Origin of the sequence: Synechococcus sp. MIT S9504, from assembly GCF_047497135.1 — a bacterium.
GTDB lineage: Bacteria > Cyanobacteriota > Cyanobacteriia > PCC-6307 > Cyanobiaceae > Synechococcus_C.
On the sequence record NZ_CP138942.1, the window covers coordinates 751,872 to 773,344 of the forward strand.

Below are 21,473 nucleotides of genomic sequence, written 5' to 3' on the forward strand. Positions count from 1 at the left end.
AATCCAAATAAACGGACAAGTTCAATGAGTCGAAGAGGAATTCATCCCCTGCTGATGGGGCTGGACAGGCCCAAGCGCAAAGTGATCGAGAAGAAACAGGTTGAACTGAGCGGCTACGAGTCGGCTCAGCGCAAACGTTTCCTGCGCTCCGAAGCAGAAGCCGAAGAGTCTGAGCAGAGCAAGGCTGCCTGAAGCTGGAACGCTTCAGCTGATTGCATCAAGAGGGGGGCGGCAGTGGCCGCCTCCTTCCTCATGACGTGGGCGCCCCACCAAGAGCGCTTCCCACGCTCCATTGATGGCAACGGAACGGAGAACAGGCAACTGCTCCTGCGCGTTCTTCTCTGTGGATGGTTTGCTGCTCCAGGCAGAGCCTGGTGTCTGCGCTTTCTCAGTTCAGTTTCTGGGCGCAATCAGCTCATAGAGCTCATGCTCGATGGTCATGCCGGCGTGTTCCACATAAACGACTCCGTTGCCGAGCAGGAAAGGCTCCGGTTCCGATGGCTTTTGCTGAGGCTGCAACGGTTCTGAGTCTTTGCCGGGGAGGGTGAGCACGATGAAGACCGCGACAATGATCTGCAGCAGCAGGATCGGATCAGGTGCGATGGCAATAGACATGAGATCAGTGGAATCACGGATGCCCATTCATCGTTGATTGATCAGGCGGCGATTTCTTCCCCCATCCGAGGGGGATTTCGGCGCGCTGCCGATCCGCGATGCTCATCATCAGATCGTCCGCTCACCGGAGCAAGGCATGGCTGCGCGTGAAATCTCCAATCATGAGCTGAAGCTTGAGCGCATTCCCGCGGTTGATTGCGATCGCCAGGCCTTGATTCGCTTTGCACACACCTTCAACGGCTACACGTTTCTGGATGGTGCTGATCCATCAGACGGTTTGATGCTGATCACTCCGCTCTGACGCTCAGTGAGCTGCGTTGTCTGCTCTTTTTACAGATCCGCAGTGACCGTTGGAGCGGAGGACTCTCCACTGACTGGAAGTTGATTCGGGAGCTCGTAGGTGCCATTCGCGTGAAAGTTCAAGCAGTTGATCTGGATTGATCAACAGTGTTAACCCATGTGGCGATCCGGGTAGTGCTGCGTCCAGGCTTTTGTGGTCTGCCTGTCGGGGATGAGTGCCTGATAAGTCGGGCTCTCGAGAATGCTGTTCACCGCTTCGCCGAGCTTCAGCACCGATCGGCTCCGGGGGAGACGATCACTCAACTCTTCATGCATGCGCAGCATGTACCAGGCGCTGCCCGCCAGCCCTGTATTGAATTTGCTCCACATCCCTGGATCACGCTGGGCATCCAGTACCATGTCGCCGGCGTTGTGTGCTTTGTCGGCCGCCGTCACCAGCAGAGAGGCCTCCGGTTTATTGGCGAGTGACTCGAGATAGCGGGTCTTGCGCAGCAGCCAGGGTTCCTTCTCTCCTGTTGCCAGTTCAGCAGGGGTGTCCGTGCAGTCGCGCACAATGTCGGCCACGGGTGCTCCGAACCGCTCGGCAATGGAGCCATGGCTCTGGCCGGCGTCTTCGATGGCGTCATGCAGCAGGGCTGCAATCGCCTGATCTTCATTGCCGCCGTCTTCCCAGACCAGGGAGCTGACGGCGATCAGATGGGCGATGTAGGGAACGGCTTTGCCTTTGCGCCGTTGCTCACGGTGCAGTGCATCGGTCCATTGCAGCGCGTCTCCATAGCGGGGCGTGATGCTCATGTCAGACCCTCCCCCAGCAGTGTTCTGAGCATGGAGACCAGCTCCTTTTTGCTGAAACTTTCCAGCGGTCTTGGCGGTGGGCTGACGCCCTCCGCCTCCAGGCGCGCCACCAGCTCGGCCTTGCGCAGCCTTGAAACTCCCTTGATGCCGTGCTCTTTGCACAGGCGCTTCAGGGTGCTCACAGTCTGCGAGCTGAAGCTGCCCCTGCCCAGCAGAGCCTTGATGTTGGCCTGGCCTGGTAACGCAGCTGGCAGTGAGGCTCCGCCCTGAAGCGACGCCGTCCTCAGTTCGCGGTCCAGATCGCGCAGCGCCCGGGCATCGGATTCGGCAACGGCTTTGAGATTCGCCCGCAGGGCTTCAGCGATCTGTCCCATCGGTGCCCTCCTGCAGCGCTGCCTGCATGGTCTGCTGTTTCTCCACCATCACCTCCAGTTGCTGCTTGGTCGAGGTCCAGCGATTGATGAATCGGATCACAGACTTGATCAACCGACCGATGAAGCCTGCTCCCTGCATCGAGCGGCGACCCATCTGATAGGCCCCGAATTCGTTCACAAGGTTGTCTCCGGCATCCTCCAGCTCGCCGATCACATGGGTGACGATCTCGAGCATTTCGTAGGCCTCCCGGCGAACGGAGGCTTCACGTGCGGCGATCTCTCTCAGCCTGGTTTCCAGCTGCTGCATGGCTGCTTGACTGCGTTCGGCTCTGCCGCGGAACTGGCCCCGGCTCACCATCAGGCCGCGATAGCTCCTGCGCAGCTCGAGGTAAACGGCATCGAGCTCTTCCCTCTCGAGTTGGCTTGGCTCTGCAGGAAATTTGCCTGTAGGCGGCAACGAGGTTGTCATCGGTCTCCCAGAGGTTCTCTGATTGACGATGGATCAGTGCAATGTCTTGTGGATCCCCCCATCGGGGGATTTGCGATCGCCGCAAAACTAAGAATCTGATGAGCACGTCAGCTGATCTCTGCTGCAGGCCATGGCCATGAGTTGCATCCCCAACAACGAACTCACCCTTGAGGAAATCCCCTCACCGAAGGGTGATCTGCGCGGCTGGAGTCGCTTCGCGCACACCATCAACGGTTATGAACAGATGGGTGGCTTTGATGCCTGCGCGGATCTGGCCAACTCAGGGGGTGCGGCAACGCTCACACAGTTGCGCTGTGCGCTGTTCTTTGAGGCACGCCGTGATCGCCACAGCGGTGGCTGTTCATTGGATGAGGACGTGATTCGCCGCCTGCTGAAAGAGATTCGTCTGAAAGTGGAGGCCGGCGAGTTCGATTGAGACTGGATCCAGATCAGGTATGACGACTTGCCCGGCCGTCTGGCTGTTGCCTCCGGGCCCGTCGTCGTGCGATCACCCCTCACAGATCAACCGCGACGTGATCCTGAGCCTCCATCCGGATCTCTTTGGTGTTACTGCTGACCTGATTGCCGCTCTGGTGTCGTTTGCATGGGGCTGCGCGCCTTTTGATCAGGTTCGAGCATCATTGCAATGCACTTTTGATGAAGCCTGCCGCCTGCTCGATTGCGGACTGTCCGGGCGGATAGTCGCGAGCAAACATCTGGCCACAGTGAATCATTTGTGGAACAACGTTCAGATGCACATCATGACCCTGTGATCTCAAGGATTCATGCATCTCAATGGCGTCGCTCAACAGTATTTCCTGATCACCAACCTGAAATAATGTTTTCGGATAGTGGTTGTAATTTTGATTGATGCAAAGCACATCATCAGATTCGAATGATGATTGATCAGGGAAATAGAATTCAACGATCGACTCCAGTCTGTTCAGGGAGACAAGGTCCAGGCAGGAATTGAAAGCCATTGATGGGCGATCAAAGCGAAAATCATTCAGGCCCGACATCACCATGGCCAGTGCAGGGCATCCCAGAGACTTCTTTGCGCAACGATGCACCAGCTGAGTGACCAGGGCGGCGCCCGCTGAAATGCCTGCCAGACCAATGCGGGATGCTGGTAACCCTTGCTCAAGCAGCCAGCGGTAGGAGGCTTCAGCATCGTCAAGAGGAGCGGGAAAAGTGACTGCAGGGAAAAGCCGGTAATCAACCGCTAAAAATGTCTTTCCAGACCGTTCAACGAGAGATGCAATCAGCTGCATGTGATCTTTCGAGCTTCCCATGGTGTATCCACCACCATGAAAAAACAAAATCACATGTGAGCTGCGACCCTCCAGGGGATCAACCCATATGTATGGCCGATCGATCGCATCAGTGCAGCAAACTCTATGGACGATATCGGTTTGAAATTCTCCATACAATTGCGCAAATAATTGCGCCATAGCCACTAAATCAGCACTGCTCAGGCTGACACGTTTGGAAAAATACTCCTTCAGTTCAGCGGAATCCACAAAACACGATTTCGGCGTTCATGATGATCTATAGCTCATGCCGACACCTCCACTCCATCCATCACTGAGGCCGGGCAGGCTGGAACCAGACTGCCGATCGTGTCGCCCCTCCAGTGGTCGTGCGGAGTTCGCATGAAGGAGATGTCTTTCACCATCAGGGCTTTGTGGTCCAGAGCGGGCAGACGCAGGGGCCATCGTCGGTTCACATTTGATCGGCCACGCAATGGAGCGAAACCGTTCTTGATGCCGCTGGATAAGAGAAGTTAAGGGGTCGTGATCGAGGTGGTGGATCCCTAGATTTTTGATCACAGGTTGATTGACACATGATTCGCAGAATCGCAGCGTTATCGCTCTTCGCCGCTTTGAGCGGAGGCTTCATTCCTGTCTCAGCGGAGCCGGTCAAACAGCTGCTCAAAAGCCTTCCTCCCAGCCTGGGATCCAATGCCGAGATGATGTTCAGTGCCAACCCGCTGGGGCAATTGGCGCTGAATAGCCGTCATCAAAACACCACCCTTGAAGCACTGCTGGCCAGGATTCGCGCCGATCTCACCAAAGCCGGTTACTGCGAAGAACCGATTCGCACCAATGTCACCCGTGGAACGTTTTCAGCCACCTGGGCACCTCCAAAAGGAACCGTTGTTGATGGCACTCAGCCGGGCAACTATGCAGTGCTGTCGACTCAGGCCGTGATGTTGAACCCTTCAGTGATCAATCTGAATGTGAGCTTCAGTGATGTGCGAGCAGGAAATCAGGCTGTGATCACTGAGTGTTATGGAGGGTCCTCGGGCAGCTCGAACGATTCCGATCAGAACAGCAATCCATCTGAAACCGAAACAAAGTCAAAGCCGTCGGCACCGTTCATCAAGATCAAGCTGTTCTGAGCTGAAGACCGGATTTCGGGACGTTGGCTCAGATCCATCGTTTAAAGCCTGGCCAGCGCCGCATCCAGTCCATCAATCACTGAGGCCAGGAAGGGCAGATCGAGCGTGTCGATCGTGTCGCTCATCCGGTGGTAGTGCGGGTTCCGCATGAACGAGGTGTCCGTCACCATCAGGGCGTTGTACCCCCGATCCCAGAACGGGCTGTGATCGCTGCGGCGGACTGCGGGCACATCGATCCCAGCGCGCGGCACCGGCAGCGCTTTGCTTCTCACGTGTTGCCCCATGGCATGGGTGAGCCGAGAGAGCATCAGGCCAGCACGGGCATTCGCCACCAGGGCAATGAAGTCGCCGCGGTTGCCATAGAGCCTGCCCATGGCGGGGTGGGGGTAGCTCTGCGTGTTGCTGGTGTAGGCGAGCATTTCCAGACTCACCATCAGCTTGAGTCGTTGCCGATCTGCCTTGAGCCGGTCGGCCAGTGCTGAACTGCCGAGCAGACCCCATTCCTCCTGATCGAAGGCCACCAGCCACACGGGTCGCCGCGGGGGTGCCGTGCTCCAGCGTCTGCCCAGCTCCAGCAGAGCAGCCATTGCACTGGCGTTGTCATCAGCTCCGACCGACTGGATGGGCCCGTCGTAATGGGCGCCCACCAGCAGCGGCCGGCGCCCGGGGTTGCGGCCGGGAAGTTTCAGGATCAGATTCACCCCCTGATGGCTGCTGCGCCTGAACGGCTGTTCCTCCACCTTCCCCAGAGCAGCCAGCTGCTCGCGCACATAACTGCGCACGGCCATCAGACCCACCGGATCCCAGCTGGCATGGCGGGGAATGGCGATGGCTTCCAGATCCTTGCGGCAGGCGAGTGACAGCAGTGCCATTGCTTCAGTCTGATTCGCCGGGTTGGCAGACATCCAGGCAGGAAAAGCCTCCTGTCTCAGGGGAGGCTCTTGATCAACGGCGGGGATCCGTGCCGTTGGTTGTCGCGTCACCCGACGCCAGTTCAATCTCGAGCAACGCTGTCAGCACTTCCAGGGGGACAACCGCCTGCTCCTGGTGCGGGGATCTGCACCGCAGTCTTCCAGGCGTCCGGCTTGTGAATCACTCAGATACCTGGCAACCAAGCAAATACGACCTGCGCACCATCAGGTCATCACCTGATGTGAGGGCAGAACCTTTTATTTTTCCGGGAGTTAATGACACAGGGAACTGATGTCCGATCCGACTCAGCCATCGGTCTGGCCGGCCATGCTGCCCACTGTCCTGTTCTTCGGGGGACTGGGATCCGCAGCTCTGCTGACCCAGCTGATTGGCTAGCAGCCCAGCCTCTGCAGAGACCCCTCTGGAGTGAGGTTCTGTGAACTCTGGCCCGCGTTGATGTGGATCACGGCGAAACTCCCCCCATGCCGAACTGGGACCACACCACCCAAGAACAACCGCTGCAGGCCGGCAGGGACGGCTGGTTGGTGAATGGTGATGAGCAGCTGTTGGTGAGGTTCAGCAATGGCCAATCAACCGCCCATGGCCGCTGGGTGGTCCTCAGCACCTATCGCTGGGTGAGACCCCATCCTCCCGAGCCTCAGAGCCAGAGACGGATGCTCGAGCACAACGCCATCGAGGCCTGGCAGAACATGCAGAAGGTCGGCTGGCGGCGCTGTCGTCCACCGGTGCGCTGATCCTGTTGGACCCGGGTGATGGCCAGCACTGGCGACAACACCATTGCTGATCCTGATACACGCTCCGGGAGCTGGCCAACTCCTCGCAAGCTTTGTGGAGAGGAATGAACGTGAATGAATCCTGTTCAGGCAGCGCTCGATACACACACTCCATTCGGATGGGGCTTTCACGCTGATGCCACAAGTTTTGCCGTCCAGTCCTGAAAATTGCTCTTACGGCTTTTTCCGCTGGATCAAAAGTGGTTGTCTTTGGCCTCTGTCGATCAAAAGGGCTTGAAGTGAGCCAATGGATTTCTCTTTGTCTTTGCTGGCCAAAGTTGGTGAGGCAAAATTCACGATCATTCACGTCAACCCTGCGTTTCAATCGGGGTATCTCTTTGTTGATGGAGACTGGATCAAGCAAGCCTTTTCGATTCTCACGGGGGCCGATCTCTTCAGTGCAGATGCTGATGAACTGATCAGCCTGCCGGCTGGCACCCGGACGTACCCCCTGAAGGATGAGCATTGAATGCCGCATCTGAACCATTGGCTATGCATCTGCGCGGCGATGAATGAGGACATGCGGAAGCCAGGCAGTACGGATTGATGGGGTTTGCTGATCTGCGGATTGCCATGCAAAAGCGAGCCGGTTAGATCCTGGTCAACAGGGCTTTGCCCATGGACCGCGCTCAGAATCTCGCCGGACTCGCCGCGATCGCAGTCGCCCGCCAGTCCATGGGCGAAGCCAGATGGCAGACCATGGACAAGCTGCGCCGGGCCGCCTACATCCACCGGATCGTCGACTGCATGCTCACCGCTCAGGTTTCAGATCTGCCCGATACGCATCGGATCAATCCGGTTTGATGCGGCCAACAGTGCTCAGGCTTCAGGGATCATCCAATCGGTGGGAGCAGCCGCCATGACCACTGGATCAACCAGGCAATGGCCAGCGAGTGCAGCACGTAAGTGAACTGGTCACTGAGCCTGGGGAACGCTGCTCCGGCTTGACCCTCACGGGTGTCTTCAGCAGGGCTCTGGCGCAAGGCGAGGTGTGCGCCCCAGTTCAGCACCAACCAGGCAGAGAGCCATTCGAAGAGCAGGGATTGATCGAGCCCGAACATCTGCACTGCGTCCTCCATGATGCAGGGGAACTCTCGCAAAGCTGACACAACTGGAATTCACCGGCCTGGGCTGAGATCGTGCCACGAGCCAGGTTGTGAATGCTTGGGTGTGATTGGACCAATGATTGGTTTGAAGAGATTGCTGGCTTCCGATTGGCAATCAAGGAATTCCGCGCCATAGCCCTTGACGCAGCTGTGGGTTTTTTACAAACGGCCAAAGATCCCGACCACACCGCAAATCATCTTTTTCGGATGTTGAAGCACATCGACTCCAGTGAGTTGAGTCAGCGTGGATTTATGGATTTAGCCCGCGAATCAGATCATCAACTGATCCTGAAAGATCGCTATGACCCGAAGTGGCCATCACCAGCTGAGCGGCGCAGTGCGCCGCCGGCAAGTCTCGCGGTATCTCTGCAACGGCGACTGGATGCAGAACATCTGGAGGAACTGCCCCCATCCGTTTCTGAAACCAATCAAGACTGGGAATATCTCGCCAATCGCCTGCGACGAACCCATATTTTCATCATCTGGTTTTCGGTTTGCCTGACACCGTCGCCGGTGAGGCGGTGGCTTCGGCCTATTACGCCCGTCGTTACAGGTCGCCTGGGGCTCTCGCTGTGATGACAACCTGGATTGCGCACGGCTTGATTCAGCCTGCTGAAAATCAACTGATCTGGCGATGTGTTGAGTTTGGAATTCAACTGGCTCATGAGTTGCAGATTTCCCTGTTGTCTGTTCGCTGGGAAGAGCAATGGGATCAATCCCTGATTGCCTGGCGTGAACAACTGGGGGTCTCCAGGCTTCTGGAACGATCTCCTCTTGCTGAACATCAATCTCAGTGGATGCCGGCTCAGTCGGCATAGGCAACCTGCTTCGGTCATCGCCTGCGCAGGCTTGGCTGCATCCGGCCTAGCCCGGCGCTGAGTCGTTCAGCACCGGTCCCACCTAGGCGACCAATCGACCATCAGATTGGACTCACAACCTGGCAACAGCTGCCCGAAAAGCCTTGCATCAGCTGAATCACCAGCGCAGGTGAAATGCATCCCATTCACTGAATCATTTGCGGATGCCATAACGTCCTGGCGCTGTCCCACCAGCGCCCGAACGACCAATCAGCCACCTCTGACTCATTGGACTTCAAAGCTGCCACCTCAGCTGGGCCAGTTGATGTGTCGCCGACATCATTCAACGAACGAATAATGGCCGCCAACACCGTTCCATCCCGCTCTGCAGCGGGTCGGAAGTGGCGAATATGCTCCCGATCAATCCTGCGCCATAGGTCCTGAAACCGAACCTGCATGGTCGGCTGTCCCTGCTTCCGAGCCAGCTCCGGTGGGCATAGACCTGTCTGGTCCCACACGGAGACACCCATGACAACTGCAACCCTTCTGGCTGATGAGCGCTACTGGCAGGACCTTGCCGCAGCTCAGATGCGCCGTGAGCGACTGGCGAAAGCTGAACGCCTGAACGGACGTCTGGCGATGCTGGGCTTCATTGCGCTGATCGGCACCGAAGCTTTGCTTCACCAGGGACTGCTGATGGCGCTGGGTCTCTGATCCGTTGCCATCAGACCATTGGTGACGCTCACTTCCGATCATCAAGTTCAACCCCATTCGGGGATCTGTTCTGCCCTTGATCACCGGTCTGGCTTGCCGGTTTTCTCAGGCCTCAGCCAAGCTCAAGGCAGGCAAGCCCGTACACCTCATCCAGTTTCCGGGAGGGCATCACCCCCCGGTACATCCGCAGTGTGCGTCCGGACGCTGTGAAACCAAGTTTCCGCAGCATCGGTGCGGCCAATGCATTGCCCCCCGGCGAATCAATGATCACCAATCCCTGTCTTGCACTGAGAAGATCCCTGATCAACAGCTGCGCCAGTTCAGGCGAATCAGCCAACAAGGGGCCGATGCGCCAGCCGGCTTCATTGCTGAGCAGGCATGGACGGATTCGGGCAAATCCATGGCAGTCATCCCTGCTGTCGAGCAGTGCCGTCACAGCGCCGGCTGGGTGCTTCAGCCAGTCCGACAGAAAGTGTGGTCTGGGATTGAGTTCACGATCGGCGTCGTAGCTCTGGATTTTGGGTTCAGGGATATCATCTCCGTGAATCAATCTGAGCTCTTCCGGTCCTTCCGTTGATCTGAGCTGGTGGGGAAGTGAGTCAACCCCAAGCTGCCAACGTGTCGTTGTTGAAGCAGGTTGAAAACCCCAGTTTGAGTAATCATCAATCCTGTTTTCTGCTGCTTCAAGCCCAATGCAGCTCACGTCGTGGAGGTGATCGAGAGCTACTTTCCAGAGTTTCACTCCATAGCCTCGACCTCTCTGATCCGGGCGCACGATGTAGAGCCCGATGAAACCGTAGGCATGGTTGTACCGAATGCCTGCAATGCATCCGATCGGTTCTTCACCCAGGCAGCCCGTCCAGATTCCCTGGCGGTCGGTCTGGCGATAGATTCCAACATCTCCTGTTCCGGGGGCAAATCCTTCACTGCGAGCCCAGTTGTTGATCAGTGGAATGTCAACTGGTTCAACGGGGCGAATCGTGAATTCAGAGTTCATGCCCTCAGCCTGAATGAACATCCTGGCGTCGCAAGAAGATTTCACGGCTGGTTCAGATTGTCGTGAAGTAATACCAATCAATGATTTATTTCCTGCTCAGACAGGCCTGTTACCAGTGAATTAATTGGTCTCTTTTTGTAATAATAAAAAAATCACACTGTAAGCCTCCGGACACACCTGGAAAGGGTTCATCTCATTGTTGCTGCGGATCACCATCTCAGCTTGACCTCGCCTCCATTTGGTCCTTCAAAGGTGACGCTGCCTGACTTGTTTCGTGGCTCGTAATAAGGCCCCCAGTTCACTGGTCTGCGGCCCGTCCACCAGGGACCATTACGAACACAACGTCCTTGTCCTGCGTAGTGATAGCCGATGGCACAAACGAAATGGTCCCTGCGGTGCTTGGGCTTGCAATAGCCGGAACCAAGCATGGGCCCTGTCTGAACCCAGTGAGCGCCTGGTCCACAGTCCTGAGCGGCCTGGCCTGGCAACGCGCCAACGGTGAAGGCCTGCGCGACGGCAAACAAGGCGATGGCAGGTGATCTCATGGAAAGCATTTGGATGACCCTGGTCCTTACACGTTGAACATGACACCAGTGTTTGTCAGCTGTTCTGCTGGATGTTCCGGGTCAACATCAATTCTGGGAAATCATGCGGGAATCCTGCAGTGATCGATCAACCCCGATGGGGTGATCGACCAGCGCGGATCAGCTTTGCTTCGCCTGCGCGGAGGTCGGGCCAATATGGCCTGGTTGCTCTAAGCGCCGCTGCAACCGTGTTGTCACAGGGATTGCTGCTCCAGCACTGATGATCAGGTCAAGCCACACATCGACAACAGATGGCTGGAAAATAATGCAAATGCAAAAAATAGATTGATCGGCGTTGAGTATCAATGTACGTGCTTGCTTTTTTGGGTTTTGACTAAAATCATCAAAACGTTGACTTCAATGCTAAGTATTCTGCCTTCCTATTATCTTGTTTTTCTTGGCCTGGGCCTTGCCGCGGTGGTTGTTGTTTTATTCACAGCCTTCAGTGAAACATCGAAGCATGAAATGAGCCGTCGGCGCCGCTAGGGGCTGGGACCCCACTGTTCGTCTTCATGGCGATTCGTTTGCCCCCTGAAGGCCTGAAAAGTTCGCTGAAGACCTCGGTCCGTGCCGTCTTCTGGATGAACAGGCGTGTTTGTTGTTGTTTGTGAAGAGCTTGACAGGAAGCGACGAGAAAAATTGTCGAAAGCTACTGGCTCGGAATTGAATTGCCGCTCAATGCCACGTTAAAAGTGTCGTGGGTATCGGGCAATACTTTAATCCTGAGTCATGGCATAGCATGTGCTTAGTTGTTAACAGTCTTGTGCAAAATCAAATTGAAAGCAATGCAATCAAGGAGTTGCCAGAGCAGTCTGTCGATGTGGTGAATCCCACCACTTTGATTCTGTTGGGATTAATCGCTATTGCTGGTCTGTGGAGTTTTTCGTTGCTTCTGGAATACCTGATACCTGACTGATGTCGATGGGTTCTCAGTTGCCGCCCTCACCAAAATTGTACGAAGGTGTAGTGTCTTGTCTCTTGATCTTTACACCTTCAATATTCTGATTGGAAATTGATTTCAATTCGGTTTCAGTGAATTCAAATCCCAGGTTGGTGGCGATCGAAACGATCTCGTTCGCAGTCGCAAAACTTGAAACCTTTTCATATAGCGTCTTGTCGGCTCGCATGGCAACTAAAAATCTTTTCAATGCCTCCATCGACATGTGTTTCGTGCAGCTGGGTTAAATTAACCCTGGTTTTTAGGTTTTTAATGACCAGATGATTGCCAGGAAAACCATCTATGGCACATCTGTTGGAAGGCTTGGCATTGATGCCCTCTGCATTCTCTTGCTGAGTGCATCAAAGCCAACCGCAGCTCAGACCAGCTCAGCCTGGATGGCGGCAGCCCTCAGTCCTCCCTTTGAGTTGACAACCAGGTTCGATCCGCAGTCGTCCGATCGGTTGAATTGATCCGAGAGATCACGATGAATACCATGCCCTCAAAACGCAGTGCTGGTGCTCGTTTCGGACCATCAGACAGTCCTGGGGCGAGGCGTCTTGAGGTCTGGCTCCAGCCCCGGACCATCGAGCTGCTCGACACTCTTGCCCAGCAATGGGGCGTGGCCCGCGGCAAGGTGATCGATCAGCTGCTGACTGGCTGTTCGGCTTCTCCAGCACAACCGCCCCGGGCTGAGCGGCACGCTGCAAAGCAGGACCGTCTTGACCGCTCGGAGTTCTATGACCGGGATGCAGCCCGTCTTCAGGCCAGGCGATGGGAGATCTGCAGAAAAGACGCCAGTGACTTGCCGGGTGTCACTGCCAAGCAGATCAATATTTTTAAAATCGAGCAGAAGATGAACCGTGACCAACCCTTGTCTGATGCAGGCAAGCAGGCGCTGCTTGATCTGATTGAACACCACAGACGTCAGGTTCAGGAAGAAGCTGCTCTGCTGGCTGAACATATTCAGCGAATGAAGCAGCGGGCCACACCGGATCGACTCAGGGCGATCGACGGCGCTGTTGAATCTGCTCCGCAGATGACGACTCGCGATGCAGCAGCGCGTTTCCTGCTGACTGCTTTGGCAACTGTTGGTCTCAACGGTCAAGACAGGATCGATGAGCGGATCTGGTCTGAACTTGAAGATCTGATCCCCTACGCCAAGGTCTTTGACTTCACCTCCGGTGGCTCTCCCGAAGACAACGTCATCCGACGCTGTTTGTTCTGGGGGGTCGCCCTGCGTCTGGCAACACTTGAAGGAGACCCTCCACAGGACACCGCTGAGTGTCTGGCATGGTGCGGTTTCGCCGTTCACCAGTCGGAGCAGGCTCGAAATACCGCTCAATGGTGGTCTGAGCTCACGGACAGGATGGCTGGCAGACCTGGCAGTGAGGCGGATCGCCGATTGCTGGGCCTGCCAGCCGAAGGCAATCTCACTGTGCAGACCATCAAGGCTGCCTACAAGCTCACTGCCAGAAAGGCTCATCCGGATCTGGGTGGCACTGCTGAGCAGATGACTCAGATTATTCAGGCGAAAGATCGGTTGATTCAGGCACTCGAGCAGTGATGCCTTCAGGACCTGGCTGCCATCGTCATCAGATGGTGTCTGGAACAGGGAAACTTTTGCCGACCGCTCGTTTGCCGAGATTCATTTTTTCGCGAACGATCCATTGCGCAAACGTGTTGCTGTTCGGGCCTGGCCAGTATCTGTAGCTTTCTTTGAAGGGGTAGTTGCTGGGGGAGGATTCAATCTTCGCCGCCATGCTCAAAGCGTCATCACCCATCCATTGCTCGATTAAATGTGATGGACCACTGCCAACACCCTGGCAGGGAGCCAGAAGGTTCTTGTGAAGATGCCCCCAGCAGGACTGATTCTGGCGTGCGAATTGCCAGATTTCCCAGCGATCACAAGTCTGTAGATCGCTGGCTTCAGCACCACGAATCACGAGCAGCCAATAGTGGTCTGCAACCAGGCCTGGCAATCCTGGAATTCTGGCTGCACGAAGCTCAACCTTCAGCATTGGGTGGTCGAACAAGAAATCATGGCTTAAAGATCTTTGGCTTGCTGCCGTTGCTTCCTGAGCTGAGCTTTCTTCAGCTTCTCCTGCATTTCGTAGTTGGTTGTTCGAGTGAAGGAATAAAAGAGGACCACAACAATTGCTGCCAGCCCCAGGCCCAGTGCCGCCAGATAAATAGGGGGAATCAGGCTCAGCAAGGTCTACTCAACTGTGATTGAAACTCTGGGCCGGTCGATCGACTTCAATCGCTCAGGCCTTGTGCTCAACCGGAGTTGATCCGTCTGGTTGCTCCTTTGCCGGAGACACTGAAATTTCAATGGAACACTCATCGTTGAGCACATGCAAGGTTCCGTCCTGCCTGATGTACTCATAATCTTCCGGTTCACCTGTGACCTCTTCCGATTTCAGAACATGCTCCAGCTCTTGAAGAGATAAGTCTTTCCAATGGAGTCGTTCTGTACTCACCGAAGATCTGCTCGGGGACATCACTTTAGTTGATTGGCCATGGGGCCCTTCCCTCTGGTTGAAACACTAAAAAGCAGGGCTGACCAGCAACCCTGCCTTCGAACAACTGAGTGGTGATCGGATCTTTTGGCCTGATCACTCCTCGCCTTCTTCCTCGCCTCCGACAGGAATCAGGCGGATCGCCTTCTTGCCCAGCTTGATTTCGAATTCATCGCCAGGAGCAAGATCCAGCATGGCTGTGTAAGCCTTGCCAACCAGGAGATTGCCGTTGCCTTGCACTTTTGCGGTGTAGCTGAGTTTGCGACCACCTTTGCCCATGCCGGCAGAACCACCGCCGAGATCGATGCCCTTGGCATTCAGCAGTGCTTCGTAGAACGCGGTGAAGTTCACCCGGTCAGAACCGTCTTTCTTCTTTGAGACATACCCACAGGCAGTTGCCAGATCAGTTTTGGATACATCACCTAGTTCTTTGACCTTGGACAGTAGATCGGCGCCGGTGAGCATTTCAGATAAATGAATTCGTCAACCATATTTATACCTTGCTGCCCATGAATAACAAGTCTTGAGCTTGTCTTGCCCTGAACCTTTCGTGGATCTCCTCTTTGGCGGATGTAGCGGATGAGCTCGCAGAAACCTGTCCCATGCCTGTAAGGATTTAGCTCAGTCGATGAATGCGACCTTCTCAGTGAGCCTCTCCCCAGCTCTCTGCAATGTTGCATTCCGCCTGCAGTGGAATGTCACCCAGGTACTGGTTCTGAAGCTTCTCTGAAGTCATCGAGGCCAAGGCGACGGCCTTCACTTCCTCCACCAGATCCCGTGGAACCTCGAGAAGAATCTCATCATGAATCAGGCCAATGATGTGAACACCTGGGAAGCGATCCAGCGCAGGCCAAAGGTCACCGAGTGCAGCGGCGAGCAGATCGCGACCAGAGCCCTGAACAGGAAAGTTGATTCCGTTGGTTCGTCCCAGCGGCTGCATCGCTCTGGTTCCATCCGGGCCTGCCTGTTTGCTGCGGAATGTCATTCGTCGTCCGGCAATACTGCGCACTTCAGTCACCGTCTCGCTGGAGAACTTCTCCATTTCCTGGCTCATCTGCGGGTGCAGGCGATGCCAGGCGTCGTAAACCTTGTGGGCTTCCATCTCCGAGACCTGCTCACCGCGAGCTCGGGAGAGCAATTTGCGAACACCTGAGAGCCCGCAGCCGTAGGCCAGGGCGAAATTGGCACGTTTCCCAATCGTTGAGCGCTCCGGATCCGCTTTGCTGATCTCTCTTCCGCAGGCCTGACTGGCGATGTAGGAATGCGGGTCGATGCCCTCCAGCAGGATCCTGCGCTGGCCATCGTCGTTGTAAAGCCTTGGGCTGGCCTGGAGACGGATCTCAATGGATGACCAGTCGAGGTCCATCAACACGCTGTTGGGGTTGCCGGTGCCCAGTGCTTTTTTGCGATCGCCGGTGATGCCCTGGAAATTGAACCCACACTGCCCGAGCTTCACGGCTTTGGGTTCGCCTTGTCTCTGGCCTGTTTTGAACCGCTCGGTATCGGAGGGAACGTGACTGCTGGTTTCGCGGATCAGGGCACTGGTGCTCATGCGACCAGTGCTGGCACCAATGATCCGGTAGTGGGGACGGACCCGGCCATCGGTGAGCCTGGCTTCTTCAAGCAGCCAGTTCACTTCTTTCAGTTCCTGATCCAGCGCCTTCAGCTGAAGCAGCTGCCCGATCACAGGATCGGGCAGGAAAGAGTTCAGAGTCCGGTCTTTGGTGTTGTCGATCGGCTCGTCCAGGTGACGACTCAGGGCGTTCTGCAACTTGTCCGGACTCCTGTAATTCTCGATCCCGAGTCTCTCCTGCACCTCTGCTGCCAACCGTTCCCGTTCGCTCAGAGCCTTCGTTCTGGATTGGAGTGCAGCCTCCATATCAACCGCCAGACCTCGAACCTGACCATCGGCGCAGGCACTGATCATGGAGCAATCAAGCCGGTGTACCGCGACCTGTTGCGTGGCCACAAGTTGCTGATGCAGCGCACGCCCCAGAGGCAGAACAATCTCGGCATCCAGAGCCGCATAGCGCAGCTGGCTGGCGGTGAGGGCATTCCCCCAGTCGCTGCTCTGTTCACCCTTGTCGAGTGCCCGATGCAGGTAGTGAGCAGACGCGGCGGCCAGGCTGTTGCTCGGCAAGTCGCCGATGATCTGACAGGCCAGCATCGTGTCCCACCACTGGCACAACGGTCTGATCCCTGCAGCGATCAGAAAGGTGGCTTCAAACAGGAGGTTGTGGCCCACCAACATGCGCTCAGGGTTGCGCGCAAGTGTGCACAGCCAATCAACGGCCGGTTGGCCGATCACCGCCACATCAATCACCAGCGTGCTGCTGCTGTCAGCCGTCTTCAGCTGAGCCAGACGAATCTCGCCCCCGAGAGATGGGCTGAGGCTGGCCTTGTGTCGCCAGAGATCGGTTCGACGGTTGAACGTCTCCAGATCAAAGCCAATGGACAGTGCCATCGAGTCGGGATCCGGCAGATCATCCGGCCTGACGATGTAATGGATGCCATTGGGGGACTTCCCGGAGAAAGGCACCGGGTCAGCCGGTTGGATGGCGTCAGACCCTGGGAATAGCAGTTGCTGATCGAACAACGAGTTGACGTTCTCCAGGCAGTCTCGGCTGGTTGAGGCGATTGAGGAGTGCCGGGCGATGCAGGGGCTCTCGATCCGACTCAGTTCTTGACTGGGCAGGCGCAGGCGTCCATCTGCAGCTCGCGGGTCACGGCTGCCACACCATCCATGTCGCGGAAGGCGCGGTACATCTCCAGCTGTTTGTTCAGGTCTTGGCAACGGTTGCTGTTGGCTTTCATCTGTCCAACTCCAACGATGGTGGTGCACTCATGCTGGCCAGCGCAAATGCAGGCGTCGGTGACAACGGCTACGGATAACCGATCGATGTGTTGCCCTCTGTGATGCGTGGATGAGTCAGATGAAAAAAACCTGTGAATCTGCCTCTTTGCAACTCGTCCGGAAAGATCCTGAAACCGAACCTCTGAGGTCGGCTGTCCCCTCTGCTCAGCGCAGTGAGGCAGGCATAGAACGAAAAGGTCCTTCTCGGAGACATCCATGACAGCAGTTCCTGTTCAGTGCGCCTGTCCTGGTTGCAGCTGCGCCGTTGATGAAGCCACAGCCATGCGGCGTGGCAACCAGCTCTTCTGTTCGCAAGCCTGCGCCAACGGTCACATCAACAGCGAGCCCTGCCATGGCCATGAGCCCTGGGGTTGCAACTGCGCCGGCTGATCTCCCTGATTCACTCTGCATCTGACCCATTGCACCTAAAACCATGACTGACACCACCCAACGCCGCTTTGGCTTTGTCAATTTCGCTGAAACCTGGAATGGCCGTTTGGCAATGCTCGGTTTCGTGATTGGTCTGGGCACCGAACTGCTCACAGGCCAGGGCATCCTCAATCAGCTCGGTTTCTGACCGTCGCTGTCATCTGCAAAGATCGGCTTATCAAGCTCTGAGCCTGAGCGTGTGTTCGGCTCAGGGCGGATTTCACTGTCACGATCGGGCTTCGGCCTGGCGATCGTTGGATAACAGTCATTCAACGTCTCACCTTGGTGAGGCTTCTGCCGTCTCTGCACCATGACCAACCATCGCCTGTCGGTTGAGCAGAAATTCAACCTTGAATCGTCGTTTCGTGAGATCGATGCCTGTGAGGACATCGAGCAGTTACGAGAGCTCAGCAAACAGATCATCACGGCGCAGGAAAACGAGAAAGCCTTTGCCCGGGAAACGATTGTGCAGATCAGACGCGAGTTCGAGGCAAGCGCCGCTCGCCGTTTCGGCTTCGCTTAGGTCAGGAGTCAGCTGATGTCGCCACTGCAAACGATCAACCGCTATCTGGTGCGCTACCGGGATCTCAGCGGAGCAACCCTCGAAGGTTGCGTCTATGCCTCCGATGCGATGGAGGCCAGAGATCTGGCCCGCGAATTCACAGCTGAACTGCGGCAGCGTCCGAATCTGATCCGCGCGATCCTCAGAGTTCACTGAACACTGATCCACCGCAGTCTGTTCAGCCTGCACGCTGCTGTTGAAGCACCTCGATCTTCTGGTTCAGTTGTGCGTTGAGTTCTTCGAGGTGACAGACCTCATGTTCGAGCACCTGCATGTATTTGGCGATGGAGGGATCCGTGCCTCGCAGGCTTTTGCGCGCCTGCTTCTGCAGGTCTTTGTCCACATTCATCCATCCAGCGGCCAGTGAAGAGAACCCTACGGAGCTAAGCCACAGTGATGTGGTCACGCGGGGTTGGCTTATGTGGAGACCTTTCTCAACCTGGCAAAACCCTCGCGCGATTTCTGGTGCTGTTCACAGTGAGCCTCATCACGGCTGTCTGGCTGCAGTGGTCATGGCTATACCGGCTGCTCGCGGCAGCTGCGCTGTGGGTGCTCTTCAAGCTGTTCCGGTCGTGAAGGTCGACATGCGTTCTTCGCTGAAGCCGCCGCAAAACAAATGCCCCGCCTCAAGCGGGGCTTGTTGCTGAGTTGGAGATTGATCAGCTGATCAGCCTTCGAGCTTGGCGGGCTCGGCCTCGCCTTCCCTCAGTTCGGCGTCGATGATCATCACAGCAGCAGGGTTGCCGGCAGCGAACTTGACGCGGCCCAGCAGATAGGCGGCTTCGTGCTCAGAAAGACGTTGGGCGTCAACGATTGCGTCGAGGAACACAGTCGTGCGGCGGTCAATGTCCTTTTCAGCAGTGCCGTAAAGCTGCAGCACCGAGGCGGTCACATCAGCTTCCATGCGGAAGACATTGGCGATCACCTGCTCCACATCAGGCCATTGCTGGCGGGGTGGTTCGATCGTGTCGAGCACAGGGCGCTGACCTCTGGAGATCAGATAGTCAGCAAACTTGGCGGCGTGCTCCTGCTCCTGCTTGGCTTCATCACGCAGATGCTCGGCAAAGCCGGTCAGTTCACGTTCAGCAAACCAGACAGCAGCAGCGAAGTAATCAGCAGCTGACTGACGCTCAAGGTTGAGATGGGCTTCCATCAGGTCGAGCAGTTCGCTGGACATGGGTTCGGCCATGGCCCGGCCTGCAGGACCGACGGGAATGGTGATGGTGGCCTGGGTGGCGGAATTTGTCATTGCGTTGTCCTCTGGGAGGGATGCATCAGTTCTACATCACAAAACAGCGAAAGATATGCGTAAAAACCGAACATTAGTGGATCAAAATATGCTTTTGAGAATCACATTCAAAAACCCCAAATATGCTTTTGAGAATCACATTCAGCAGTGCTAATCTGCTGCTGAGAATCAGTTTCGTTTGCGGGGCAGGACGGATGGCGGCCGGCGGCCCGGACGCGCCTGCGGCTAATGTTTCGCAATGTTAAGAGCGCGGGCCGCTGGCCTTTCGCCTCATTGCTGCATCCATGACCTATCCCTTCGGAGCTGCCAGAGCCGAGCTTGAGAAAGCTTTTGCGCTCCCTTCTGTGCCGCCCGCCTCCGAGTCGAATCGGGTCTCCAGAGCACGCGAACTCAGTGAGTCCGACCGTGCAGTGGCTCTGTTTGAGCATCCCGACCACTGATCCGATCGTTGAATGGACCTTGCAGTGCCCGACCAGCTCACTGCTCAGGAGATCGATCGTGTGATCGAGATGGCCTGGGAAGATCGCACCCCGTTCGAAGCGATCGAATTTCAATTCGGTTTGCCGGAGTCGGCGGTGATTGCTTTGATGCGTTCTGAGCTCAAGTCCGGTTCTTTTCGTGCCTGGCGCAAGCGAGTGACCGGCCGGCGCACCAAGCATGGAATTACCAGTCAGTCCGACCGGTTCCGCGCCACCTGTCACAAATGAGATGACAACATCCAGATCCAGCTCAACCCGCAGTGTGCTGATCACCGGTGCCTCCAGTGGCATCGGCCTGGCCACGGCCCATCAGCTGCTCGATCGAGGTTGGCGTGTCTTTGCGGCTGCCCGCCGACTTGAGTCGATGGAGCCGTTGCGCAGCCGCGGTGCTGAGGTGCTGCCGCTTGATCTGGCTGATGAAGGGTCGCGCCGGCAGCTCGCCGATGTGATCAATCGCGAGGCAGGGGCATTGGATGCCCTGGTGAACAACGCCGGCTACGGGGAAGCGGGTCCGGTGGAGACCATGCCTGTCGAGCGTGCCAGGGCGATGTTTGAGGTCAATGTTTTCGGGCTGATCGGCCTCACCCAGATGCTGCTGCCGCCCATGCGTGAACGGCGTTGTGGTCGCATCATCAATCTTTCATCGATTGCGGGACGTTTTGTCACGCCCGGGGCCGGCTGGTACGGCGCCAGCAAGCATGCTCTTGAGGGCATCAGTGATGCTCTGCGTCTGGAGCTGCACAGCTTCGGGGTGCAGGTGGTGCTGGTGGAGCCGGGACTGATCCGCACCGGCTTCGCGTCCAACAGTGCAGCTTCCTTGCAGTGGCAGGCATTGCACCCCGTCTGGGGCCTCATGATGCGTCGTGTGGGAATGGCATGGGATCAGGGTTATCGCCAGGCTTCCTCGCCGGAGCTGGTCGCCCGCACCATCGTCTCGGCTCTGGAGGCACCCAGGCCGAAGCCTCGTTACCGCTGTGGCAGTCAGTCGGAAGCACTGGTGCTGCAGCGTTTCATCCCCACCCGGCTGTGGGATGCACTGGTGCGCCAGCGCATGATCGGTTAGCGGCGTCCAGGCTTTGCAGCGCCAGCCACTGAGGCATCAATGCGCGCGGAATTGGTCTGGGTTAATAGTCACGTGGATCAACCGGTCCATGACGCAACACCGTATTCACCACTGTTGCAGCCTGATCACTGCGGACGATGGCGGCAGGCGGAATTCTCGGTGGAATGCGGACCCAGGTTCGATCATTTTGCGTCAATCGGATTGACTGAACTGGCGATTCTGAAGAATGATCAGATCTATGTTGCCACTCAAAACCATCAACTGGTCGGTTAGGCGACGATGGCAGAACAACTCGGCGTGCAGGCTGGTTGTCACGTCCGCAACGAGCGTTTTATGACTGGTCAGGGGATCACTGAAAAAGGCATTTCCCGTGTCAAGGCCTCCGCATCGGATGATTTCAATTGATTGTTGATTCACCATAATATTTGCATTGATTGTGCAAATCATCGCGACTCAATCGTTGGAGCTGATGTGTGCATGAATACCCATTCAGCCTGTTGTCAGCTATTGATCATTCGCT

General features: G+C 56.4%; 41 protein-coding genes. 21 read left to right on the top strand and 20 right to left on the bottom strand.

Annotated features, from left to right (window positions below; genetic code table 11):
* The first annotated feature begins 54 nt into the window (after positions 1 to 54).
* Positions 55 to 192 carry a hypothetical protein gene (locus SIB58_RS04320; protein ID WP_414494705.1) on the top strand — a complete coding sequence of 46 codons (138 nt, stop codon included), beginning with the start codon at positions 55 to 57 and terminating at the stop codon, positions 190 to 192.
* 201 nt (positions 193 to 393) lie between these two features.
* On the opposite strand, the gene SIB58_RS04325 is transcribed toward SIB58_RS04320, so the two are convergent.
* A complete protein-coding gene (locus tag SIB58_RS04325) occupies positions 394 to 642 on the bottom strand; it encodes a hypothetical protein (RefSeq protein WP_067327566.1) in 249 nt (82 codons plus the stop codon).
* A gap of 10 nt (positions 643 to 652) precedes the next feature.
* On the opposite strand from SIB58_RS04325, the gene SIB58_RS04330 reads away from it, so the two are divergent.
* The gene (locus tag SIB58_RS04330; protein WP_067327569.1) at positions 653 to 916 is read left to right on the top strand and encodes a hypothetical protein; all 264 of its coding nucleotides are present in this window, start codon (positions 653 to 655) and stop codon (positions 914 to 916) included.
* A gap of 149 nt (positions 917 to 1,065) precedes the next feature.
* Here SIB58_RS04330 and SIB58_RS04335 read toward each other — a convergent pair whose 3' ends face one another.
* From SIB58_RS04335 to SIB58_RS04345, 3 genes are read right to left on the bottom strand one after another with little or no spacing between them, the layout of a single operon-like run.
* Complete coding sequence (locus SIB58_RS04335) at positions 1,066 to 1,710, bottom strand: HD domain-containing protein (protein WP_067327572.1); 645 nt, start codon at positions 1,708 to 1,710, stop codon at positions 1,066 to 1,068.
* Complete coding sequence (locus SIB58_RS04340; RefSeq protein ID WP_067327575.1) at positions 1,707 to 2,084, bottom strand: Rho termination factor N-terminal domain-containing protein; 378 nt, start codon at positions 2,082 to 2,084, stop codon at positions 1,707 to 1,709. Before SIB58_RS04340 ends, SIB58_RS04335 begins: the two co-directional genes overlap by 4 nt.
* Positions 2,068 to 2,553 carry a hypothetical protein gene (locus SIB58_RS04345; RefSeq protein WP_067327578.1) on the bottom strand — a complete coding sequence of 162 codons (486 nt, stop codon included), beginning with the start codon at positions 2,551 to 2,553 and terminating at the stop codon, positions 2,068 to 2,070. Before SIB58_RS04345 ends, SIB58_RS04340 begins: the two co-directional genes overlap by 17 nt.
* Before the next feature lie 136 nt (positions 2,554 to 2,689).
* Between SIB58_RS04345 and SIB58_RS04350 the strand changes: the two genes are divergently transcribed.
* On the top strand, positions 2,690 to 2,989 hold the full coding sequence (locus SIB58_RS04350) for a hypothetical protein (protein ID WP_414494706.1): 300 nt from the start codon (positions 2,690 to 2,692) through the stop codon (positions 2,987 to 2,989).
* A 202-nt stretch (positions 2,990 to 3,191) separates the two neighbouring features.
* On the opposite strand, the gene SIB58_RS04355 is transcribed toward SIB58_RS04350, so the two are convergent.
* Both SIB58_RS04355 and SIB58_RS04360 read right to left on the bottom strand, forming a co-directional pair.
* Entirely contained in the window at positions 3,192 to 4,073 is an 882-nt protein-coding gene (locus SIB58_RS04355; RefSeq protein ID WP_067327584.1) for an alpha/beta hydrolase, read from the bottom strand.
* 35 nt (positions 4,074 to 4,108) lie between these two features.
* Complete coding sequence (locus tag SIB58_RS04360; RefSeq protein ID WP_156486810.1) at positions 4,109 to 4,279, bottom strand: hypothetical protein; 171 nt, start codon at positions 4,277 to 4,279, stop codon at positions 4,109 to 4,111.
* Between the two features lie 117 nt (positions 4,280 to 4,396).
* On the opposite strand from SIB58_RS04360, the gene SIB58_RS04365 reads away from it, so the two are divergent.
* The gene (locus SIB58_RS04365; RefSeq protein ID WP_067327589.1) at positions 4,397 to 4,954 is read left to right on the top strand and encodes a hypothetical protein; all 558 of its coding nucleotides are present in this window, start codon (positions 4,397 to 4,399) and stop codon (positions 4,952 to 4,954) included.
* A gap of 41 nt (positions 4,955 to 4,995) precedes the next feature.
* On the opposite strand, the gene SIB58_RS04370 is transcribed toward SIB58_RS04365, so the two are convergent.
* The gene (locus SIB58_RS04370; RefSeq protein ID WP_231884233.1) at positions 4,996 to 5,937 is read right to left on the bottom strand and encodes a M28 family peptidase; all 942 of its coding nucleotides are present in this window, start codon (positions 5,935 to 5,937) and stop codon (positions 4,996 to 4,998) included.
* Between the two features lie 411 nt (positions 5,938 to 6,348).
* On the opposite strand from SIB58_RS04370, the gene SIB58_RS04375 reads away from it, so the two are divergent.
* From SIB58_RS04375 to SIB58_RS04385, 3 genes are all read left to right on the top strand, one after another.
* Entirely contained in the window at positions 6,349 to 6,621 is a 273-nt protein-coding gene (locus tag SIB58_RS04375) for a DUF1651 domain-containing protein (RefSeq protein ID WP_066907897.1), read from the top strand.
* 286 nt (positions 6,622 to 6,907) lie between these two features.
* Positions 6,908 to 7,129, top strand: a complete 222-nt coding sequence (locus tag SIB58_RS04380; RefSeq protein WP_067327592.1) for a hypothetical protein — start codon at positions 6,908 to 6,910, stop codon at positions 7,127 to 7,129.
* Between the two features lie 149 nt (positions 7,130 to 7,278).
* Positions 7,279 to 7,464, top strand: a complete 186-nt coding sequence (locus SIB58_RS04385; RefSeq protein WP_066907891.1) for a hypothetical protein — start codon at positions 7,279 to 7,281, stop codon at positions 7,462 to 7,464.
* Between the two features lie 29 nt (positions 7,465 to 7,493).
* On the opposite strand, the gene SIB58_RS04390 is transcribed toward SIB58_RS04385, so the two are convergent.
* The gene (locus SIB58_RS04390) at positions 7,494 to 7,739 is read right to left on the bottom strand and encodes a hypothetical protein (protein WP_156486811.1); all 246 of its coding nucleotides are present in this window, start codon (positions 7,737 to 7,739) and stop codon (positions 7,494 to 7,496) included.
* A gap of 234 nt (positions 7,740 to 7,973) precedes the next feature.
* Between SIB58_RS04390 and SIB58_RS04395 the strand changes: the two genes are divergently transcribed.
* A complete protein-coding gene (locus tag SIB58_RS04395; RefSeq protein WP_414494963.1) occupies positions 7,974 to 8,342 on the top strand; it encodes a hypothetical protein in 369 nt (122 codons plus the stop codon).
* The gene (locus tag SIB58_RS04400) at positions 8,288 to 8,584 is read left to right on the top strand and encodes a hypothetical protein (RefSeq protein ID WP_231884234.1); all 297 of its coding nucleotides are present in this window, start codon (positions 8,288 to 8,290) and stop codon (positions 8,582 to 8,584) included. Before SIB58_RS04395 ends, SIB58_RS04400 begins: the two co-directional genes overlap by 55 nt.
* A 185-nt stretch (positions 8,585 to 8,769) precedes the next feature.
* On the opposite strand, the gene SIB58_RS04405 is transcribed toward SIB58_RS04400, so the two are convergent.
* Entirely contained in the window at positions 8,770 to 9,093 is a 324-nt protein-coding gene (locus SIB58_RS04405) for a hypothetical protein (RefSeq protein WP_066907879.1), read from the bottom strand.
* On the opposite strand from SIB58_RS04405, the gene SIB58_RS04410 reads away from it, so the two are divergent.
* Positions 9,092 to 9,277 (top strand): chlorophyll a/b-binding protein, encoded by a 186-nt coding sequence (locus SIB58_RS04410; RefSeq protein ID WP_066907876.1) that lies wholly within the window; start codon positions 9,092 to 9,094, stop codon positions 9,275 to 9,277. The two genes, SIB58_RS04405 and SIB58_RS04410, sit on opposite strands and share 2 nt — an antisense overlap.
* A gap of 112 nt (positions 9,278 to 9,389) precedes the next feature.
* Here the strand turns inward: SIB58_RS04410 and SIB58_RS04415 are convergent, their stop codons facing one another.
* Both SIB58_RS04415 and SIB58_RS04420 read right to left on the bottom strand, forming a co-directional pair.
* A complete protein-coding gene (locus SIB58_RS04415; RefSeq protein WP_067327626.1) occupies positions 9,390 to 10,274 on the bottom strand; it encodes a GNAT family N-acetyltransferase in 885 nt (294 codons plus the stop codon).
* A gap of 209 nt (positions 10,275 to 10,483) precedes the next feature.
* Positions 10,484 to 10,819: a hypothetical protein gene (locus SIB58_RS04420; protein WP_231857080.1), complete on the bottom strand. Its 336-nt coding sequence runs from the start codon at positions 10,817 to 10,819 to the stop codon at positions 10,484 to 10,486.
* Between the two features lie 736 nt (positions 10,820 to 11,555).
* On the opposite strand from SIB58_RS04420, the gene SIB58_RS04425 reads away from it, so the two are divergent.
* Positions 11,556 to 11,774: a hypothetical protein gene (locus tag SIB58_RS04425; protein ID WP_067327599.1), complete on the top strand. Its 219-nt coding sequence runs from the start codon at positions 11,556 to 11,558 to the stop codon at positions 11,772 to 11,774.
* Positions 11,775 to 11,787: 13 nt separating this feature from the next.
* Here SIB58_RS04425 and SIB58_RS04430 read toward each other — a convergent pair whose 3' ends face one another.
* Positions 11,788 to 12,021, bottom strand: a complete 234-nt coding sequence (locus SIB58_RS04430) for a Nif11-like leader peptide family natural product precursor (RefSeq protein WP_066907868.1) — start codon at positions 12,019 to 12,021, stop codon at positions 11,788 to 11,790.
* Positions 12,022 to 12,291: 270 nt separating this feature from the next.
* Here SIB58_RS04430 and SIB58_RS04435 point away from each other — a divergent pair, with 270 nt between their 5' ends.
* Complete coding sequence (locus SIB58_RS04435; protein ID WP_067327604.1) at positions 12,292 to 13,362, top strand: J domain-containing protein; 1,071 nt, start codon at positions 12,292 to 12,294, stop codon at positions 13,360 to 13,362.
* 28 nt (positions 13,363 to 13,390) lie between these two features.
* Here SIB58_RS04435 and SIB58_RS04440 read toward each other — a convergent pair whose 3' ends face one another.
* From SIB58_RS04440 to SIB58_RS04460, 5 genes are all read right to left on the bottom strand, one after another.
* Positions 13,391 to 13,816 (bottom strand): DUF3750 domain-containing protein, encoded by a 426-nt coding sequence (locus tag SIB58_RS04440; protein WP_066907859.1) that lies wholly within the window; start codon positions 13,814 to 13,816, stop codon positions 13,391 to 13,393.
* A gap of 26 nt (positions 13,817 to 13,842) precedes the next feature.
* On the bottom strand, positions 13,843 to 14,010 hold the full coding sequence (locus SIB58_RS04445; protein ID WP_156486813.1) for a hypothetical protein: 168 nt from the start codon (positions 14,008 to 14,010) through the stop codon (positions 13,843 to 13,845).
* Between the two features lie 52 nt (positions 14,011 to 14,062).
* On the bottom strand, positions 14,063 to 14,299 hold the full coding sequence (locus SIB58_RS04450; RefSeq protein WP_066907856.1) for a hypothetical protein: 237 nt from the start codon (positions 14,297 to 14,299) through the stop codon (positions 14,063 to 14,065).
* A 114-nt stretch (positions 14,300 to 14,413) separates the two neighbouring features.
* The gene (locus SIB58_RS04455; RefSeq protein ID WP_066907853.1) at positions 14,414 to 14,782 is read right to left on the bottom strand and encodes an AbrB family transcriptional regulator; all 369 of its coding nucleotides are present in this window, start codon (positions 14,780 to 14,782) and stop codon (positions 14,414 to 14,416) included.
* A gap of 178 nt (positions 14,783 to 14,960) precedes the next feature.
* Positions 14,961 to 17,111: a DNA polymerase gene (locus SIB58_RS04460; protein WP_156486814.1), complete on the bottom strand. Its 2,151-nt coding sequence runs from the start codon at positions 17,109 to 17,111 to the stop codon at positions 14,961 to 14,963.
* A gap of 276 nt (positions 17,112 to 17,387) precedes the next feature.
* On the opposite strand from SIB58_RS04460, the gene SIB58_RS04465 reads away from it, so the two are divergent.
* The 4 genes from SIB58_RS04465 (at position 17,388) to SIB58_RS04480 (ending at position 18,318) form a co-directional block, all read left to right on the top strand.
* Complete coding sequence (locus SIB58_RS04465) at positions 17,388 to 17,561, top strand: conjugal transfer protein TrbI (protein ID WP_067327612.1); 174 nt, start codon at positions 17,388 to 17,390, stop codon at positions 17,559 to 17,561.
* A gap of 43 nt (positions 17,562 to 17,604) precedes the next feature.
* Positions 17,605 to 17,748, top strand: a complete 144-nt coding sequence (locus SIB58_RS04470; RefSeq protein ID WP_066907841.1) for a chlorophyll a/b-binding protein — start codon at positions 17,605 to 17,607, stop codon at positions 17,746 to 17,748.
* A gap of 162 nt (positions 17,749 to 17,910) precedes the next feature.
* The gene (locus SIB58_RS04475; RefSeq protein ID WP_066907835.1) at positions 17,911 to 18,123 is read left to right on the top strand and encodes a hypothetical protein; all 213 of its coding nucleotides are present in this window, start codon (positions 17,911 to 17,913) and stop codon (positions 18,121 to 18,123) included.
* A 15-nt stretch (positions 18,124 to 18,138) separates the two neighbouring features.
* The gene (locus tag SIB58_RS04480; protein ID WP_186539988.1) at positions 18,139 to 18,318 is read left to right on the top strand and encodes a hypothetical protein; all 180 of its coding nucleotides are present in this window, start codon (positions 18,139 to 18,141) and stop codon (positions 18,316 to 18,318) included.
* 22 nt (positions 18,319 to 18,340) lie between these two features.
* Here SIB58_RS04480 and SIB58_RS04485 read toward each other — a convergent pair whose 3' ends face one another.
* Positions 18,341 to 18,511 carry a hypothetical protein gene (locus SIB58_RS04485; protein WP_156486815.1) on the bottom strand — a complete coding sequence of 57 codons (171 nt, stop codon included), beginning with the start codon at positions 18,509 to 18,511 and terminating at the stop codon, positions 18,341 to 18,343.
* A gap of 47 nt (positions 18,512 to 18,558) precedes the next feature.
* Here SIB58_RS04485 and SIB58_RS04490 point away from each other — a divergent pair, with 47 nt between their 5' ends.
* Positions 18,559 to 18,738: a hypothetical protein gene (locus tag SIB58_RS04490; RefSeq protein ID WP_067327618.1), complete on the top strand. Its 180-nt coding sequence runs from the start codon at positions 18,559 to 18,561 to the stop codon at positions 18,736 to 18,738.
* Between the two features lie 91 nt (positions 18,739 to 18,829).
* On the opposite strand, the gene SIB58_RS04495 is transcribed toward SIB58_RS04490, so the two are convergent.
* Positions 18,830 to 19,411 (bottom strand): ferritin, encoded by a 582-nt coding sequence (locus SIB58_RS04495; RefSeq protein ID WP_186538112.1) that lies wholly within the window; start codon positions 19,409 to 19,411, stop codon positions 18,830 to 18,832.
* A 284-nt stretch (positions 19,412 to 19,695) separates the two neighbouring features.
* Here SIB58_RS04495 and SIB58_RS04500 point away from each other — a divergent pair, with 284 nt between their 5' ends.
* The 3 genes from SIB58_RS04500 to SIB58_RS04510 are packed head-to-tail and all read left to right on the top strand — an operon-like array spanning position 19,696 to position 20,953.
* Positions 19,696 to 19,851 (top strand): hypothetical protein, encoded by a 156-nt coding sequence (locus SIB58_RS04500; protein WP_156486680.1) that lies wholly within the window; start codon positions 19,696 to 19,698, stop codon positions 19,849 to 19,851.
* 12 nt (positions 19,852 to 19,863) lie between these two features.
* Positions 19,864 to 20,118 (top strand): TIGR03643 family protein, encoded by a 255-nt coding sequence (locus tag SIB58_RS04505; RefSeq protein ID WP_066909373.1) that lies wholly within the window; start codon positions 19,864 to 19,866, stop codon positions 20,116 to 20,118.
* Position 20,119: 1 nt separating this feature from the next.
* Complete coding sequence (locus SIB58_RS04510) at positions 20,120 to 20,953, top strand: SDR family NAD(P)-dependent oxidoreductase (RefSeq protein WP_066909376.1); 834 nt, start codon at positions 20,120 to 20,122, stop codon at positions 20,951 to 20,953.
* Between the two features lie 61 nt (positions 20,954 to 21,014).
* Here SIB58_RS04510 and SIB58_RS04515 read toward each other — a convergent pair whose 3' ends face one another.
* On the bottom strand, positions 21,015 to 21,149 hold the full coding sequence (locus SIB58_RS04515) for a hypothetical protein (RefSeq protein ID WP_255355644.1): 135 nt from the start codon (positions 21,147 to 21,149) through the stop codon (positions 21,015 to 21,017).
* An 83-nt stretch (positions 21,150 to 21,232) separates the two neighbouring features.
* Between SIB58_RS04515 and SIB58_RS04520 the strand changes: the two genes are divergently transcribed.
* The gene (locus SIB58_RS04520) at positions 21,233 to 21,358 is read left to right on the top strand and encodes a hypothetical protein (protein WP_255359961.1); all 126 of its coding nucleotides are present in this window, start codon (positions 21,233 to 21,235) and stop codon (positions 21,356 to 21,358) included.
* Positions 21,359 to 21,473 lie beyond the last annotated feature (115 nt).

Excerpts from the sequence above, each read along its gene's own strand:
- SIB58_RS04320 (WP_414494705.1), top strand. The coding sequence starts at position 55 with ATGGGGCTGGACAGGCCCAAGCGCAAAGTGATCGAGAAGAAACAGGTT.
- SIB58_RS04325 (WP_067327566.1), bottom strand. The coding sequence starts at position 642 with ATGGGCATCCGTGATTCCACTGATCTCATGTCTATTGCCATCGCACCT.
- SIB58_RS04335 (WP_067327572.1), bottom strand. The coding sequence starts at position 1,710 with ATGAGCATCACGCCCCGCTATGGAGACGCGCTGCAATGGACCGATGCA.
- SIB58_RS04340 (WP_067327575.1), bottom strand. The coding sequence starts at position 2,084 with ATGGGACAGATCGCTGAAGCCCTGCGGGCGAATCTCAAAGCCGTTGCC.
- SIB58_RS04345 (WP_067327578.1), bottom strand. The coding sequence starts at position 2,553 with ATGACAACCTCGTTGCCGCCTACAGGCAAATTTCCTGCAGAGCCAAGC.
- SIB58_RS04350 (WP_414494706.1), top strand. The coding sequence starts at position 2,690 with ATGAGTTGCATCCCCAACAACGAACTCACCCTTGAGGAAATCCCCTCA.
- SIB58_RS04365 (WP_067327589.1), top strand. The coding sequence starts at position 4,397 with ATGATTCGCAGAATCGCAGCGTTATCGCTCTTCGCCGCTTTGAGCGGA.
- SIB58_RS04375 (WP_066907897.1), top strand. The coding sequence starts at position 6,349 with ATGCCGAACTGGGACCACACCACCCAAGAACAACCGCTGCAGGCCGGC.
- SIB58_RS04380 (WP_067327592.1), top strand. The coding sequence starts at position 6,908 with ATGGATTTCTCTTTGTCTTTGCTGGCCAAAGTTGGTGAGGCAAAATTC.
- SIB58_RS04385 (WP_066907891.1), top strand. The coding sequence starts at position 7,279 with ATGGACCGCGCTCAGAATCTCGCCGGACTCGCCGCGATCGCAGTCGCC.
- SIB58_RS04390 (WP_156486811.1), bottom strand. The coding sequence starts at position 7,739 with ATGGAGGACGCAGTGCAGATGTTCGGGCTCGATCAATCCCTGCTCTTC.
- SIB58_RS04395 (WP_414494963.1), top strand. The coding sequence starts at position 7,974 with ATGTTGAAGCACATCGACTCCAGTGAGTTGAGTCAGCGTGGATTTATG.
- SIB58_RS04410 (WP_066907876.1), top strand. The coding sequence starts at position 9,092 with ATGACAACTGCAACCCTTCTGGCTGATGAGCGCTACTGGCAGGACCTT.
- SIB58_RS04405 (WP_066907879.1), bottom strand. The coding sequence starts at position 9,093 with ATGGGTGTCTCCGTGTGGGACCAGACAGGTCTATGCCCACCGGAGCTG.
- SIB58_RS04415 (WP_067327626.1), bottom strand. The coding sequence starts at position 10,274 with ATGAACTCTGAATTCACGATTCGCCCCGTTGAACCAGTTGACATTCCA.
- SIB58_RS04420 (WP_231857080.1), bottom strand. The coding sequence starts at position 10,819 with ATGAGATCACCTGCCATCGCCTTGTTTGCCGTCGCGCAGGCCTTCACC.
- SIB58_RS04430 (WP_066907868.1), bottom strand. The coding sequence starts at position 12,021 with ATGTCGATGGAGGCATTGAAAAGATTTTTAGTTGCCATGCGAGCCGAC.
- SIB58_RS04435 (WP_067327604.1), top strand. The coding sequence starts at position 12,292 with ATGCCCTCAAAACGCAGTGCTGGTGCTCGTTTCGGACCATCAGACAGT.
- SIB58_RS04440 (WP_066907859.1), bottom strand. The coding sequence starts at position 13,816 with ATGCTGAAGGTTGAGCTTCGTGCAGCCAGAATTCCAGGATTGCCAGGC.
- SIB58_RS04450 (WP_066907856.1), bottom strand. The coding sequence starts at position 14,299 with ATGTCCCCGAGCAGATCTTCGGTGAGTACAGAACGACTCCATTGGAAA.
- SIB58_RS04455 (WP_066907853.1), bottom strand. The coding sequence starts at position 14,782 with ATGCTCACCGGCGCCGATCTACTGTCCAAGGTCAAAGAACTAGGTGAT.
- SIB58_RS04465 (WP_067327612.1), top strand. The coding sequence starts at position 17,388 with ATGACAGCAGTTCCTGTTCAGTGCGCCTGTCCTGGTTGCAGCTGCGCC.
- SIB58_RS04470 (WP_066907841.1), top strand. The coding sequence starts at position 17,605 with ATGACTGACACCACCCAACGCCGCTTTGGCTTTGTCAATTTCGCTGAA.
- SIB58_RS04475 (WP_066907835.1), top strand. The coding sequence starts at position 17,911 with ATGACCAACCATCGCCTGTCGGTTGAGCAGAAATTCAACCTTGAATCG.
- SIB58_RS04480 (WP_186539988.1), top strand. The coding sequence starts at position 18,139 with ATGTCGCCACTGCAAACGATCAACCGCTATCTGGTGCGCTACCGGGAT.
- SIB58_RS04485 (WP_156486815.1), bottom strand. The coding sequence starts at position 18,511 with ATGAATGTGGACAAAGACCTGCAGAAGCAGGCGCGCAAAAGCCTGCGA.
- SIB58_RS04490 (WP_067327618.1), top strand. The coding sequence starts at position 18,559 with ATGTGGTCACGCGGGGTTGGCTTATGTGGAGACCTTTCTCAACCTGGC.
- SIB58_RS04495 (WP_186538112.1), bottom strand. The coding sequence starts at position 19,411 with ATGACAAATTCCGCCACCCAGGCCACCATCACCATTCCCGTCGGTCCT.
- SIB58_RS04500 (WP_156486680.1), top strand. The coding sequence starts at position 19,696 with ATGACCTATCCCTTCGGAGCTGCCAGAGCCGAGCTTGAGAAAGCTTTT.
- SIB58_RS04505 (WP_066909373.1), top strand. The coding sequence starts at position 19,864 with ATGGACCTTGCAGTGCCCGACCAGCTCACTGCTCAGGAGATCGATCGT.
- SIB58_RS04510 (WP_066909376.1), top strand. The coding sequence starts at position 20,120 with ATGACAACATCCAGATCCAGCTCAACCCGCAGTGTGCTGATCACCGGT.
- SIB58_RS04520 (WP_255359961.1), top strand. The coding sequence starts at position 21,233 with ATGGCAGAACAACTCGGCGTGCAGGCTGGTTGTCACGTCCGCAACGAG.